Origin of the sequence: Rhizobium sp. CCGE 510 (assembly GCF_000292525.1) — a bacterium.
GTDB lineage: Bacteria > Pseudomonadota > Alphaproteobacteria > Rhizobiales > Rhizobiaceae > Rhizobium.
The window spans coordinates 153,503-168,197 of sequence record NZ_AEYF01000039.1 but is presented as its reverse complement, the minus strand read 5'-3'; the positions used below and the strand labels follow the sequence as shown (position 1 = coordinate 168,197).

General features: G+C 61.6%; 9 protein-coding genes. All 9 read right to left on the bottom strand.

Annotation, left to right across the window (positions count from 1 at the left end; all coding sequences use genetic code 11):
- Nucleotides 1-27 precede the first annotated feature (27 nt).
- Nucleotides 28-1,266 carry an OpgC domain-containing protein gene (gene opgC, locus RCCGE510_RS18080; RefSeq protein ID WP_037079137.1) on the bottom strand — a complete coding sequence of 413 codons (1,239 nt, stop codon included), beginning with the start codon at nt 1,264-1,266 and terminating at the stop codon, nt 28-30.
- A gap of 100 nt (nt 1,267-1,366) precedes the next feature.
- Complete coding sequence (locus RCCGE510_RS18075) at nt 1,367-9,886, bottom strand: glucoamylase family protein (protein ID WP_037079134.1); 8,520 nt, start codon at nt 9,884-9,886, stop codon at nt 1,367-1,369.
- A gap of 248 nt (nt 9,887-10,134) precedes the next feature.
- Nucleotides 10,135-10,320 carry a hypothetical protein gene (locus RCCGE510_RS18070; protein WP_157179918.1) on the bottom strand — a complete coding sequence of 62 codons (186 nt, stop codon included), beginning with the start codon at nt 10,318-10,320 and terminating at the stop codon, nt 10,135-10,137.
- Nucleotides 10,321-10,452: 132 nt separating this feature from the next.
- A complete protein-coding gene (locus RCCGE510_RS35205; RefSeq protein ID WP_007632282.1) occupies nt 10,453-10,617 on the bottom strand; it encodes a hypothetical protein in 165 nt (54 codons plus the stop codon).
- A gap of 146 nt (nt 10,618-10,763) precedes the next feature.
- On the bottom strand, nt 10,764-10,952 hold the full coding sequence (locus tag RCCGE510_RS18065; RefSeq protein WP_007632280.1) for a hypothetical protein: 189 nt from the start codon (nt 10,950-10,952) through the stop codon (nt 10,764-10,766).
- A gap of 162 nt (nt 10,953-11,114) precedes the next feature.
- Nucleotides 11,115-11,864 (bottom strand): ABC transporter ATP-binding protein, encoded by a 750-nt coding sequence (locus tag RCCGE510_RS18060; protein WP_007632279.1) that lies wholly within the window; start codon nt 11,862-11,864, stop codon nt 11,115-11,117.
- On the bottom strand, nt 11,861-12,694 hold the full coding sequence (locus tag RCCGE510_RS18055) for an ABC transporter ATP-binding protein (protein WP_007632275.1): 834 nt from the start codon (nt 12,692-12,694) through the stop codon (nt 11,861-11,863). The genes RCCGE510_RS18060 and RCCGE510_RS18055 overlap by 4 nt, the downstream gene beginning before the upstream one ends.
- Nucleotides 12,691-13,626 (bottom strand): ABC transporter permease, encoded by a 936-nt coding sequence (locus RCCGE510_RS18050; RefSeq protein ID WP_007632271.1) that lies wholly within the window; start codon nt 13,624-13,626, stop codon nt 12,691-12,693. Before RCCGE510_RS18050 ends, RCCGE510_RS18055 begins: the two co-directional genes overlap by 4 nt.
- Nucleotides 13,623-14,690 (bottom strand): ABC transporter permease, encoded by a 1,068-nt coding sequence (locus RCCGE510_RS18045; RefSeq protein ID WP_007632268.1) that lies wholly within the window; start codon nt 14,688-14,690, stop codon nt 13,623-13,625. Before RCCGE510_RS18045 ends, RCCGE510_RS18050 begins: the two co-directional genes overlap by 4 nt.
- Nucleotides 14,691-14,695: the final 5 nt, after the last annotated feature.

The following is a 14,695-nucleotide window of genomic DNA, read 5'->3' as shown; positions in this document are numbered from 1 at the left end:
TCCTTCATCTCACAGGCGCGTCAGAAATTATTTCCGGTCGGTCCGGCGATAGGCATTTGCCGTCCCGCCAATGCGGACGGGAACCGGGATGGTGGCGGCCTCCGCGACCGATTTCGCCTTGACCTTGCCCAGTTGGCGCTTGTGTTCGAGATAATAAGCATAGGCGAATTGTGCCGCGACCCCGACGATCACAAACAGCGGGCCGACCAGCGGATCCTTGTTGGTGATATAGAGCACCACCTGACCGATCATGGCAAGGATCGTGCCGGCGACGAAGATGTTCAGCGAATGGCGGCCGAGGATCGTCAGCGGATGGTTCGCAGGACGACGCAGAATGCGCGAGAGCGCCGGAATGCTGATGACCAGATAGGTCAACGCCAGCACGTGCAACAGACGCGGCAGCGACAGGAAGGTCTTGTCAAAACCGGTGATGACAGCCGGCAGGCCAAGCGCTGCCAGCGAATTGCCGAAGACCCAGAACTGGCCGGTCACCCAAACGAAGGACAGCGCGACGTAACCGGCAGCGGCCGCAAGCAGCACCGGATGCCGCGGGATCGTGCCGCCGCGCTTGATGTGCAGCATCGAAACGATGCCGATCGAAAACAGGAACTGCCAGGAAAGCGGATTGAGGAACCAGTAGCTCTCGATCAGCATGTTGTGCGGCGCCACCTGATAGATGCCCGCAAGCAGCCAGACCGTGCCGGAGACGCCGAGCGCCAGCAGCGGGCTCCGCGCATTCAACAGCAGGATGATCGGCACCATCAGCATCAGCGCGCCGTACATCGGCAGGATGTTGTTGTAGCCGATCTGGTGGCCGAGCAGCAGCAGCGCCGGAATGCCCTCCTTCAGGTTCATCAGCACCGCCAGGATGTTGATTTCGACCAGCAAGCCCGGCCGGTGAAACAGCCACGCGCCGCAGATAAACAGCGCCAGCGTCATGAAGGTGGTGATCATATGAGCGAGATAGAGCGTGAAGGCGCGTTTCACCGCCTTGATCGCCATCTTCAGCCGGTTGCCCGGCCGGAACCCGGAACCATAGGCAAGGCCGACGGCAATGCCCGAGATCAAGACGAAGGCCTCAGCAGCGTCGGAAAAACCGAAATTCTTCGTCGTCAGATATTCGAAAATCTGTCCGGGAACATGATTGATGAAGATCATGATCAGCGCCACGCCGCGCAAGACGTCGAGCCTCGTATCTCGCATTGGCGCAGCTGCGGATAGGGAACTGCGCCCAGTGACGATGGCTTGGGTCGGCGTGCTAGCCATGGGTTTCTCCTTGTCATCCGATTTGCAAACGCGACGGCGGCCAAAAGGGTTCCCTTTTGGCCGCCGCGAATCGCCGTGTTTTTCAGCGTGGAGAACGCTGTTATCCGAGCGGATATCCCTCTTCGGGATCAGTGACTTCGCAGCCGTTGATCAACAGAGTGTAGCCGCTGTCATTGGACGCTTTTGAGACCGAAATGCGGTATTTGCCGTCGCCCTGCTCCACCTCTGCCGCAAAACCGTCCCATTCCGAAGGGAGCGACGGCCGCACATAGAGCCGGCCGCCCTTCAGCCGGATGCCGAGGATGCCCTCGACGGCAGCGCGGTAGAGCCAGCCGGCGGAGCCGGTATACCAGGTCCAGCCGCCGCGCGACGTGTAGGGCTCATGGCCGTAGACGTCGGCCGCCACGACATAGGGTTCGACGCGGTATTGCTCCGCCGAAGCCTTGTCGAGCGCATGGGTGATCGGGTTGAGGATCTGGAAGCAGCGGAATGCATCATCGCCCCGCTTCAGCTCCGCCAGCGCCATCACCACCCAGGTCGCGGCGTGGGTATATTGTCCGCCGTTTTCGCGCACGCCCGGCGGATAGGCTTTGATATAGCCGGGATCCCTGGCGGAATTGACGAAAGGCGGCGTGAACAGCCGGATAATTCGGGCATCCTCGTCGACCAGCTGGTCGAGCACGGCATCCATCGCCGTGACGGCGCGGGCCGGATCACCCTCGCCCGAGAGCACGCTCCATGACTGCGCAATCGAATCGATCCGGCATTCCGGGCTTTCCCTGGAGCCGAGCAGCGCACCATCGTCGAAGGTGCCGCGGCGATAGTAACCGCCATCCCAGGCCGCAGTTTCGAGCGCCTTCTTCAGCTCGGTCAGATGCGCCGACCAGCGCTCGGCGCGGGCCGTGTCGCCGCGCTCTTCGGCATAGGGAATAAAGGACCGCAATGCACCTGCCAGGAACCAGCCGAGCCAGACGCTGGTGCCGCGCCCGCCGATGCCGACGCGGTTCATCCCGTCGTTCCAGTCGCCGCCAAGGAACAGCGGCAGGCCGTTTGCCCCCTTGCGGGCGATAGCGAGATCGAGCGCCAGCGCCGCGTGCTCATAAACGCTCGCCTTGTCCTCGGAAATCTCCGGCCTGTAGAAGGAGTCGTGCTGGCCTTCGAGCAGAGCCGGTCCTTCCAGGAAAGCGATCTCCTCGTCGAGCACGGTCTTATCGCCGGTGACGCTGCAATAATGATGGATCGCGTAGCCAAGCCAGACAACATCGTCCGAGATCAACGTGCGCACGCCCGCACCCGTTCCGGGCAGCCACCAATGCTGCACGTCGCCTTCGCGGAATTGACGTGAAGCGGCATTCAGGATCTGCCCGCGGGCAAGCGAGGGTTCGTGCAGCACGAAGGCCAGCGTGTCCTGCAGCTGATCGCGGAAGCCGAAGGCGCCGCTTGCCTGGTAGAAGGCGGTGCGGGCCATGATGCGGCAGCCGAGGCTCTGATAGGGCAGCCAGGTGTTGACGAGATTGTTCATCCCGCGATCGGGCGTCGATATCTGCAGCCTGCCGGTAAAATCCCGCCAGAAGGTTCGGTTCGCCTCGACGGCATCGTCGAACGAGGCCTTGCGGATCTCGGCGATGACGCTGCGCGCTTCTTCCGCCGTCGGCGTATCGCCGAGGAAGAAGGTGAAATCGCGCTCCTCACCGGCGCCGAGCTGGACGTCGATCGCAAGCGCTGCGGCCGGATCACCGTCAAGGTCGGACGTGCTGGAAAGGGCGGCGGCGGAGGTAACGGCCTGCGGCGCCTGGATCGTTCCCGCCTTGCCGACAAATTCGCGCCGGCTTGCCGAGAAGCTCGAAAGTGTCTCGCTCGCCGCGAAGAAAGCGGTGCGGTTGGAATAATCGATGCTGTAGGGATTGGTGGCAAACAGCGCCCCCGTCTCCTCGTCATATTGAGACAGGATGAACGGTGCCGTGCGGGCCGCATTGCTGCCGAGTATCCATTCGACATAACCGTAGAGACGCAGCTTGCGGCTGGTCGAACCGGTGTTGCGCAGGCGCAGGCGCTGCAGTTTCACTGGCCTTTCGCGATCGATCGTCTGCGTCAGCTCGAGCGCGATATCGTTCTGAACGCTTGAGAAGACTGAATAGCCGAGCCCGTGGCGAGCTTCGAAGCGGATGTCCGGCCGGCGGGAAAGCGCTGCGAACGGCGTCATGACGGCACCGCTGTCGAGATCTGTCAGATAGAACGCCTCGCCGGAACGGTTGACCACCGCATCGTTCGACCAGGAGGTCAGCTGATAGTCGCGCGAATTGGCGCTCCAGGTGAAGCCGGAGCCCTCAGCCGACACGTGAAAGCCGAACCTGTCATTGGAGATGACATTGATCCACGGCTGCGGCGTCGCGTGACCTCCGGGCAGCCGAACGACATATTCGCGTCCGTCGCGGGCAAAGCCGCCGATACCGTTCCAGAAGTCGAGATCGCCGTCCTCCTCGATGACGACGGCGGGCACGACCGGCGGCGGCACCGGCGCGATGCGCTTGACCGGAGCCTTGTTGCGCTCGGTCCGTTCCATCTCCTGCAGCTCCTCCTTGGAGGGTGCAAACAGCGCCACGGCGCGGTTGATCTGGTCGACCACCTTGCCATTCTTCGTATGCAGCGTGACGCGGGAAGCCGCGATCAGCGCGTGATAGGTGCTCTCCTCCATCAGATCCTTGCGAACCGCAAAGATATGCTGGCGCAACCCGTCGGCCTGGCCCATGCGGCGCACGTTTTCGCACATCGCGTCGAGCGCATGCTGCATGTCCTGCGCATAGGAGGAGGCGCGTTCGTTCATGATGACAAGATCGGCGGTGACGCCGCGCGAACGCAGATATTCCTGCGCCAGCAGCGCCTCGCGGGCGATCTCGAGATCCATGTCGTCGTTGATGCGCAGCGTGAAGATCGGGAAGTCGCCGGAGATCGCCAGCGGCCAAAGCGCCGATTGCGACTGCAGGCCGGCCTCGACGGTCGCCTCGTCCTTGCGCAGCTGCATGTCGGGATAGACGAGGTAACGTCCGAGATGCTGGAAGGCCGCCGCCTGCTGTGAGGTGACACCGACATGGCGCATCTGCACCTGCGTGCGCGTCCAGGCTTGGACCAGCTCGTGGTTGAAGGCGTCGGGATGACGGTAGCGATTGACCGCCTTGTCGACTTCGTCGCGGTTTGGCGCTGCGATCGTCCAGAAGATCACGCTGACTTTCTTGCCGGCCGGCACGCGGACGGTGCGACGCAGCGACATCACCGCATCGAGCATGAAGCCGTCGCTGCCGGAAAGCGTAGCACCCGGATCGAAGGCTGCCGCATCGGCAAGGCTGCGGCCACGGCCGATGAATTTGCGCCGGTCGGTCTCGAATTCCGTGTGGCGGGTGTCGCCGGCATTGTCGACGATCAGATGGGCGATGCTAATGTTTGGCTCGTTCGGGTCGCGCTTATTGCGTTCGGCGCGGATGACGTCGCCGCGTTTGCCGATCTCGGTCTTAACGAACATCCGGGCGAATGCCGGATGCGCATTGTCGGTATCGTCGGAGGTGATCACTGGCTCGAGATAGGACGTGACTTCGATGAAACGGTCTTCCGTGCCCATGTTGAGCAGAGTGACCCGGCGGGCCTCGGCATCATGCTCGGTCGCAATGATGCACTCCACCTCGCTGGTGAGGTCGCCGACCGTCTTGGTGAACTGCGCCTTCTCGTCGGCGAATTCGACCTTGATCTTTTCGCCTTCGACACCCTTCGGCTCCGATGTCGTCGACCACCATTCATTCGTGGCGGTATCACGCAGGAAGATGAAGCTGCCCCAGCGGTCTTCGGTCGGATCGGCTTTCCAGCGGGAAACGGAAAGGCCGTTCCAGCGAGAATAACCGGCGCCCGTCGCCGTCAGCATCAGCGAATAATGGCCGTTCGACAGGAACACGAGTTCGCGGTCACGCGAAGCCGGATCGCTGAATTTCCTGATCTCCGGCCGCAGCAGATCGTCCTGGATGCTGGCCGGCGTGTCGGATTCATGCTTGCCGCTCATCACCGGAATGTCGCGCGGCGCCTTTTCCTGCAGCAAAAGCTCCGCTGCCTCGATAACGGGATCGGCGTGAAAGAGCTCGCGCAGATGACCATTGAAGGCAACGTTGGCGACGGCGGCGATCGACATGCCGTGATGGTGGGCATAATAATTGTAGACCACGGCGCATTTTTTGCCTTCCGGCACGCGCGTCGGCGTGAAGTCGACGGCATCGTGGAAGCCGAACTTGCCGAGCGCACCGACCTTGCGCAGCCTCTGCAGATTTTCAAGCGCGGCCGGCGGGTCGTACTGGCTGGCGAGCAGCGATGCATAAGGCGCAATGACGGCATTGTGGCCGAGGCCGCGCTTCAGGCCGAGCGTCGGCACGCCGAAATTCGTGTACTGATAATTGAGATTGTGGTCGCGGGCATTGAAAGCCGCTTCCGAAATGCCCCACGGAATGCCGAGTTTGCGGGCGTAATTCATCTGTTCGACGACAACCAGATTGTTGGTCTGGTTGAGAATCCCACCGCCACGCTCCTGCATGACCAGCGGCGGCATCAGATATTCGAACATCGAGCCGGACCAGGAGACCAGCGCGCCGCGCGATCCCACAGGCACGACCTGACGGCCGAGGCGATACCAGTGTTCCGTCGGCAGATCGCCCTTGGCAATGCCGAACAGGCTGGTCAGGCGACATTCCGAGGCGAGAAGATCGTAGCAGGCTTGGTCGAGTTCACCGCTTTCGACGCGGTAGCCGATCGACAACAGGCGACGCTCCGGCCGGAACAGGAAGCCGAAATCCATCGAGAAGGCCAGATCGCGGGCCTTGTCGCGCAGCGCCACCAGGCGCGGCCTCAGCGCATCAACTTTGGAAAGGTCGAAGGTGCTGTCGGAAATATGCGCCTCGCAGACCTTCACCAGGGAGGCCGCCCATTGAGTGACCTCTTCGCTCTGTTTCGACTTGACCTCATGGTCGAGATTGGCGGCGAGCTTTTCGATGTCGCGCGCGAGAACGGCGAGGTTGATGATGCGGATCGAGGCGAATTCATGCTCGCGCTTGACGGCGGCAAGCGCGTTCTGGAAGCCGACGATGCGTTCCTCCAGGCGCCGGCGTAGCGGCCGCACGGTCTTGCGGTCATCGGGCAGGTCGGCCAGCACTTCACCGAGAATGCCGGCTGTGTCGCCGACGCCATCGAGATTGCCCTGCATATGAGCGGACGGCGCCTCGGCCCAGTTGCGGCAGGCCGACGAAATGGCGATCAGATGGCCGGCGAGATTGCCGCTGTCGACAGCCGAGACATAACGCGGTCCAAGCGTCTGCAGCGTATCGGTGTGGTACCAGTTGAACAGATGACCGCGGAATTTCTCCATTCTGTCGATCGTCGAAATCGTCTGCTCCAGCCGCTCGAGCGTCTCCTCGAACGAGAACCAGCCGAATTGCCGGCCGGAAACGACCGAGAGCAGATAGACGCCGATATTGGTCGGCGAGGTGCGCGCCGCGACAATCACATGCGGCGTTTCCTGGATGTTGTCCGGCGGCAGATAGTTCTGCTCGGCTGTGGTGAAGGTCTCGAAATAACGCCAGGTGCGCCGGGCGATCTTGCGCAGTTCGCTCGACACCGAATCGGCGACCTCGAGCCGGTCCTCGGTCTCCGCCGACTGGCTGACATACCAGGCGACGACAGGCGACAGGATCCACAACAGCGCGAAGGGAATGCCGACGACGAAGGCGCCGCCGCCAGGCAGCGCTGCAAACCCAAGCGCCAGCAGCGCCAGGGCCGGTGCGTGCCACATCCCTTTGTAATAGGAAATCAGCGTCCCCTGGCCGCCGGCCTGAACGCTGGCGGCGGTCCGCCACTGCAGCATCAGCTTGCGGCTGACGAACAGGCGGTAGAGCGAGCGGCCGATCGCATCGGCCATCATGGCGGCGGAATCGGCGATAAAGACGATCCGCAGTGCAACCTGCGCATTGGCAGCCGTGATATCGGACCAGACCGTATAGAGATGGGCGCGGGCGATGATATCGCTGGTGCGCGGAATGATGCCGTTGATGAGCGACAGCGTCGGCGCGACGAAGAGGCAGAAGATCAGCAGAATCTGCCAGATCAGTGCGCCGAGCGGATTCATGAAATACCAGCCGAGCACGGAGGCGAAGAACCAGGCGATCGGCGTCAGCGAGCGGCGCAGATTGTCGAACATCTTCCAGCGGCCGAGTGCCGTGACGCCGTATTTCGGATTGAACATATAGGGCAGCAGCTGCCAGTCGCCACGCGCCCAGCGATGCTGGCGCGAGGTCTCGACTTCGTAACGGATCGGGAAATCCTCAACCAGTTCGAGATCGGTGACGAGGGCGCAGCGCGCCATCGAGCCTTCGAGAAGATCGTGGCTGAGCACGGAGTTCTCGTCGATCCGACCCTTCAGCGACGCCTCGAAGGCATCGACATGATAAAGGCCCTTGCCGGTGAAGGTGCCCTCGCCGGCGAGATCCTGATAGACGTCGGAAACGGTGAAGACGTAAGGGTCGAGGCCGCGGTTGATCGAAAAGACCCGCTGGAAGACCGACGCGTCCTTGCCCGTCGTCAGCGACGGAGTGACGCGCGGCTGCAGCACGCCATAGCCGCTTTCGACACGACCGGTTTTCGGATTGATGACCGGGCGATTGATCGGATGATAGAGCTTGCCGACGAGCTTGGTGACGGCATCGCGCATTAGGCGCGTATCGGCATCGAGTGTCATGACATATTGGATATTGGCCGGCACGGTGTTGGCGCCGGGCAGATAGGTGGTATCGCGGTCGCCGCGCAGCAGCATGTTCAGCTCGTGCAGCTTGCCGCGCTTGCGCTCCCAGCCCATCCAGACGCCTTCGGAGGGATTGTAGAGGCGGCGGCGATGCAACAGATAGAAACGCGTCTTGCCGTCATAGGCATAACGAGCCGAAAGATTGGCGATCTCGCGCCTGGCATAGTCGAGAACCTCGAGATCGGCAGGGGTTTCCTCGGCCTCGCTATCCGGCCAATCGCTGAGCAGCGCGAAATAGAGCTCGCCGCGCGGATTGGCGAGATAATGAACCTCGAGATTGCGCACGTGGTCGTCGACGCTGTCACGGTTCGAGATCAGGCAGGGCACGACGAGCAGTGTGCGCGCATCCTCCGGAATGCCTTCCTTGAACTCGTATCCGATGAGGCGCGCCGGCGTCACGAAGAAGGAAAGCACGGTGTTGAAGAGCCCCGTTGCCCCCTCCGACGCCGGCACTGAGAACATGATCAGCAGCAGGGCGATTTCGATCGGCCCCATACCGGCATTGGCCATGAACCGGCCGACGATCGCCATGGCGATGATCGTCAGCAGCATGACGGGCACGGCAATAGCCAGCCAGTTGAACCGACGCACCGCGCGCACGAAATGCTGGATGACCGTCGGGCGATAATTCGCCCGCGCCTCGAGCTTCGGCCGCTGCGCGCCGGACAGGAAACCGCCGACATTCGGTTCATGCGGCCGCGGCTCGTCGGAGGCCTTGGCGGCATCCGTCATGTCGAGCGCCAGCTGGGCGATTTCCATTTCCGTCAGCGGCGAGCGTTTGGCCAGCTTTTCGATCTGTTTGCGATATTTGTTGCGCGAGCCGGAATCGAGAATGCCGTAATCGGAATGCTCCCAGAGCAGCTTGTCGACATGGCTGACCTGCTCGACCCAGACCGACCATTCGGCATCGTCGATCTCGCGAAGGCTGCGGATGATGTTGCCCATCGTCACGTTGCCGGAGGAGAGGCGGCTGTGTTCTGCCGTCGTCGTCTCTTCGCTGTTGCGGCCGAGTTCTTCCAGCCGCTCGTCGAGCCAGGTGATTGCCAGACTCGACGTCTGCGACCCGTCACGGAGGCGATAGAGGAACTGTGTCGAGAAGGTATTGTCCTCGGCAAGCGGTTCCAGCGTCTTCAGATAGGCGGCCGCCCCGGCCGGATCGGTCAGCCGCACCAATTCGTCGGCCGCATCGTTGGCGCGGCGGCGCATGCGGCGGCTGGCTTCGACACGGCTGGAAATGCGGCGAAGGTTTTCGACGAGCACATAGCGCACAAGCGAAGGCAATGCCCAGAGTTCGCCGATCCTGAATGTCTCGCTGGCCTGAAAACCGTCGACCAGCGCCGTCAGGCTTTCCTGCGAGATCGTGCTGTGGGTATGGGCGACGTAGAGCCAGGCAAGCACCAGGGTGCGCGGCACCTCGACACCGCCGACGACCATGGTCGGCAATTCGCGATAGAAGCGGCGGGGAAAATCACGCCGCACCTCCTGGATCGCCTCTTCGACGATATAATGATTGTCCAGCAGCCATTCTGCCGCCGGCGTGATCGTCTCGCCGGCTTCGACGTCGGTCGCCGTGGTCCGGTAGACGCGCAGAATTTCCTTCTCGTTTTCCTTGTGGCGCGCGAAGAAATCGAACGGGGCGAAAGCTGGCAGCTGGTCGACGCCGCTGCGGGCGACCGCATCGCCCATCGCCTTGATGTCCTCGATGGCAAGATAGGTCGAGCGGATCGAATCGTTATGATCGATCTGCTTCATCTCGGGTTCGCGCGGAAGGTTCGGAGAAAGATTAGAAATAGACATGGTTCGGTTCTGGATCCAAACAAAGTTATGGCTGTTTTGCTCAGCCTTTTGCACTGCTTATCATGACTGCTACATGAACGGAGCCCTAATCTTCAAAGATCGATGAAGCCGGGGTGAACGACACTTGGGCAAGCGATGCAAACGGGCTGAACGCTGGCAAGGGACGCGGCCCGACGGGTGATGCGGACCATTGATACCTCTCCGCGAAAGCCATGTCGAAAGTTTGGACACTATCGAGATAATTCAAGTCAAAAGGCATGGGCACACAGCCTCAGCACGCTGATCTCGGCGGCAGGCACGACAAAAAAAGCCGGCACCAGGTGCCGGCAGTGCAGGTACTCTTCGATACCGGTCGCACGAATAAGGTCGACGCGGCCGTTTTTGATGAAATGAAAGAAGGACGGAAGAATGATGATGGGATCGGCTTCGATCAACCAGAGCAACATGCCCTCTTATGGCAACTCGCCTTTGACATTCGAGCAGAACGCCGGATGAGAGTTTCCGGAATTCAATAAAGGCGAAAACCGCCCGCAGCGCCGGCATCTCCGACGCCTGCCATTTGCCGATTACCCGACGACCCCGCAAACCATGGCGACGACGAACAGGAATGCCGCAGTGAAGATCGCTCCATGGAGCAGCGTCTGAAGCCTGTGGCGCGTGGTGAGCACCTTCTTGGCCGGGATGGAACCGTACTGGTTCACGTGAGCATGCGAAATACCCAGATCTGCCATATGTCGCCTCCGTTGTTGTTTTCGTGCGGCCGGTTGTGCGGCTCGCGTTGATATTCTTATTTTCTCTATCAACTAGGTAGAGATAAATTTCCGTCCAGAGCGAACGGAGGAGAAAATTCAACCAACCGTTTTGGCAGCCCGCCTTCTTAGCAGAGTACGCGCCATGCCCAGATCAACGAGCGCTCGACGGCGTTCTCGCTTTGCGGCGAATTGGACGAAGTGTCGATCAGCCGGCGGTCCTTTTCCGCAGGAAGAGATGCCGCAATTGGTTCCCTGCGATCGGCTTTGACGGGAGGATCTAGGTAGCCCATGGTCATCCCACCGAGAAAGAACATGCTTCAACCTCCATCGATCACGAAAGCTAACAAACGTTAACAGGATCATGACAGAAGCAAGGCAGCTGTCAATAGTCTAGTTGAATGGTCGTCTTTTAGGGAAGTCTTATCCTTAACGCCGCCACCGGCTCTTTCTTTTCAACGGTTTGAAAAGATTGCGTTTCAGGCTTTTACGAAGCCCTTGCTGGCGATCATCAAATTTTTCGTGTAGGCCTCCCGAACCGCGCCGCTTGCCAGGTCTTGCGAACTCAAACGTTCGACGACGGCGCCGTTGCGCATCACGGCCAACCTTTCGCACATATGGGTGATGACACCGAGATCGTGGCTCACCATCACGAAGGTGAGCTTGCGGTCGCGCCGGATCTGCTCCAACAGGTTCAGCACCTCTGCCTGCACCGAGGCGTCGAGCGCCGATGTCGGCTCGTCGAGCAGCAGGATCGACGGTTCGACAATCAATGCCCGGGCGATCGCCACACGCTGCCGCTGGCCGCCGGAGAGCTGGTGCGGATAGCGGAAGCGGAAACCATTGCCGAGGCCGACTTCGTCGAGCGCGCGGGCGATGCGCTTTTCGCCGTCGTCGATGCCGTGAATCGCCAGTGGCTCAAGCAGGAGCCGGTCGATCGTCTGGCGCGGATGCAGCGAACCATATGGATCCTGAAAGACCATCTGCACGCGCCGATAGAAGATTTTGCTGCGTTTGGACCCTTTCAGGGCTTCGCCATCGATATTGATCGCGCCGCCGCTGATCGGCGCCAGTCCGGCGACCGCCCGCAGCAAAGTCGATTTTCCGGAGCCTGACTCGCCGACGAGACCAAAGGATTCGCCGCGCTCAACCGTGACGCTGACATCCTTCAGCGCGTGAAATTGATCGTAGATGACGCTGAGATTGTCGGCCTGGAGTGCTGCGCTCATGCCGCCCACTCCGGCTTGCGATCCAGCACCGGCAGCGGATGACGGTTCTGGCCGATCTCGGGCATGCAATTCAGCAATCCTTGCGTATAGGGATGCTTCGCATGCTTGAGATCGGCGGCCGCAAGCTCCTCGACGATCTTTCCGGCATACATGACGATGACCCGGTCGCAGAAGGAAGAGACCAGCCTCAGATCGTGGGAAACGAAGATCAGCCCCATGCCGCGCTCCGCCACCAGCCTGTCCATGATTCTCAGCACATCAAGCTGCACCGTCACGTCGAGCGCCGAAGTCGGCTCATCGGCAATCAGCAGTTCAGGGCCGGCAATTAGCATCATGGCGATCATCGCGCGCTGTCCCATGCCGCCCGAAACCTCGTGCGGATGCAGGTCGAAGACACGTTTCGGATCGCGGATCTGCACCGCTTCCAGCATGGCGAGCGCGCGCTCGCGCGCCTCTGACTTGCCGACCCTTTCGTGGGTCCGCAGCGTTTCGCAGATCTGCCGCCCGATCGTCATGACCGGATCGAGCGAATATTTCGGATCCTGCAGGATCATGGCGATGCGCTTGCCCCGCAGCCTGCGCCTTTCGCCGGCGGAGGCCTTGATCAGGTCGATGCCGTTGAAATCCAGCCTGTCGGCCGTGACGATAGCGTGTTTCGGCGTCAGCCCCATGATCGCCCTGCCGGTCTGCGATTTTCCCGAACCGGATTCGCCGACGATGCCGAGCCTTTCCTTGCCGAGCGTGAAGGAGACGCCGCGCACGGCCTCGATCATACCGGTGCGCGTGGGGTAGCTGACCTTGAGCTTGTCCACGGTCAGGAGTGTCGTCATTGGCCGCTCTCCTTCGGATCGAGCGCGTCGCGCAGGCCGTCGCCAAGCAGATTGAAGCCGAGGCTGACGATGAGGATGGCGATGCCGGGCATCGCCGCAACCCACCATTGATCGAGGATGAAGCGGCGTCCCGAAGCGATCATCGCCCCCCATTCCGGCAGCGGCGGCTGCGCCCCGAGGCCGAGGAAGCCCAGACCGGCGGCGGTCAGGATGATGCCCGCCATGTCGAGCGTCACGCGCACGATCAGCGAGGAAATGCAGAGCGGCATGACATGGCGCAGGATGATGCGGAACGGCGAGGCGCCCATCAGCTTCACCGCCGAAATATAATCGGACCGCCGGACCGTCAGCGTCTCGGCCCGCGCGATGCGGGCATAGGGCGGCCAGGATGTGATGGCGATGGCGATGATCGCGTTCTGAATGCCGGGACCGAGCGCGGCAACAAAGGCGAGCGCCAGCACCAGCTTCGGAAAGGCGAGGAAAATATCGGTGATGCGCATCAGCGTCGCATCCACCCAGCCGCCGGCATAACCCGATACCGTGCCGACGATCAGACCGATCGGCGCCGAAATGACGGCGACGAGCACGATAACGAGCAGCGTCAAACGCGATCCGTAGATCAGCCGCGAATAGATGTCGCGGCCCTGGTCATCGGTGCCGAGCAGGAATTCAGCCGTTCCGGGCGGCAGCAGACGGGCATTGCGCAGATCGCCGACGACGGGATTATGCGTGGCGAGCACATCGGCAAAAGCGGCGATGAAAAGCAGCGCGATGATGATCAGCAGGCCGACGACGGCGAGCCTGTTGGCCGTGAACTGCCGCCAGGTAACGTAGGCGCGGCCGAGGCGGGCCTGCATGCGCGATTGCGGCCGGTCGGACAGCAGCCATTCGCGGCGGCTCATCGCGGGCGAGGGGCTGGCAGGGGCCGTCATCGGTTTCGCGTCCTCGGGTCGAGCGTCCGGTAGAGAAGATCGGACAGAAGGTTGATGCCGATGAAGACCGTACCGATAACGATCGTCCCACCCAGCACGGCATTCATGTCGGCGTTCTGCAGCGAATTGGTGATGTAGAGCCCGATGCCCGGCCAGGAAAAGACGGTCTCGGTCAGCACCGAGCCTTCGAGCAGGCCGGCATAGGAAAGTGCGATGACGGTGACCAGCGGCACCGCGGCATTGCGCAGCGCATGGCCCCAGATCACCCGGGTTTCCGAAAGCCCCTTGGCGCGCGCGGCAACGATATATTCCTGGGAAAGCTCGTTCAGCATGAAGCTGCGCGTCATGCGGCTGATATAGGCGAGCGAAAAATAGCCGAGCAGCGATGCAGGCAGGATGATGTGGCGGAAGACATCGTAGAAGACATCCCATTGCCCCTGCCAGGCGCTGTCCAGCAGGTAGAAGCCGGTGATCGGCGTGAAGGTATATTCGTAGACGATATCGATACGGCCGGGAAAAGCCACCCAGCGCAGTCGCGCATAGAAGATGACGAGCGAGATCAGCGCCAACCAGAAGATCGGCACCGAATAGCCAATCAGGCCGACGACCCGCACCACTTGGTCGGCGATGCTGCCGCGGCGCACGGCGGCGAGAACGCCCAGCGGCACGCCGACGAAAGCGCCGATGAGCGTTCCGAGCGTTGCAAGCTCGACAGTTGCCGGCAGGACGCGGCGGATATCGACCATGACCGGATTGGTCGTCAGCACCGAATTGCCGAAATCGCCGGACAGGATGCCCTTGATATAGATGAAGAACTGCTGATAGAGCGGCAGGTTGAAGCCCATCTCCTGGCGCACGCGCTCGACGACATGGGTGGGGGCGCGATCGCCGAGAATGGCGAGCACGGGATCGATCGGCACAACGCGGCCGATGAAGAAGGTAACGGCCAGAAGGCCGAAATAGGTGGTGACGGCGGCAAACAGAAACCGCCCCAGCGCCTTTGCGAAGGCACCAGCACGGCCCTTTCGGGGCCGCGCCGCCTGTGTCGTTTCAACGGTGCTCAAGTCAC

What these genes read in the sequence shown, in the direction of transcription:
- RCCGE510_RS18060 (WP_007632279.1), bottom strand. Translation starts at nt 11,864, where the DNA reads ATGAGCGCAGCACTCCAGGCCGACAATCTCAGCGTCATCTACGATCAA.
- opgC (WP_037079137.1), bottom strand. Translation starts at nt 1,266, where the DNA reads ATGGCTAGCACGCCGACCCAAGCCATCGTCACTGGGCGCAGTTCCCTA.
- RCCGE510_RS35205 (WP_007632282.1), bottom strand. Translation starts at nt 10,617, where the DNA reads ATGGCAGATCTGGGTATTTCGCATGCTCACGTGAACCAGTACGGTTCC.
- RCCGE510_RS18065 (WP_007632280.1), bottom strand. Translation starts at nt 10,952, where the DNA reads ATGTTCTTTCTCGGTGGGATGACCATGGGCTACCTAGATCCTCCCGTC.
- RCCGE510_RS18075 (WP_037079134.1), bottom strand. Translation starts at nt 9,886, where the DNA reads ATGTCTATTTCTAATCTTTCTCCGAACCTTCCGCGCGAACCCGAGATG.
- RCCGE510_RS18050 (WP_007632271.1), bottom strand. Translation starts at nt 13,626, where the DNA reads ATGACGGCCCCTGCCAGCCCCTCGCCCGCGATGAGCCGCCGCGAATGG.
- RCCGE510_RS18055 (WP_007632275.1), bottom strand. Translation starts at nt 12,694, where the DNA reads ATGACGACACTCCTGACCGTGGACAAGCTCAAGGTCAGCTACCCCACG.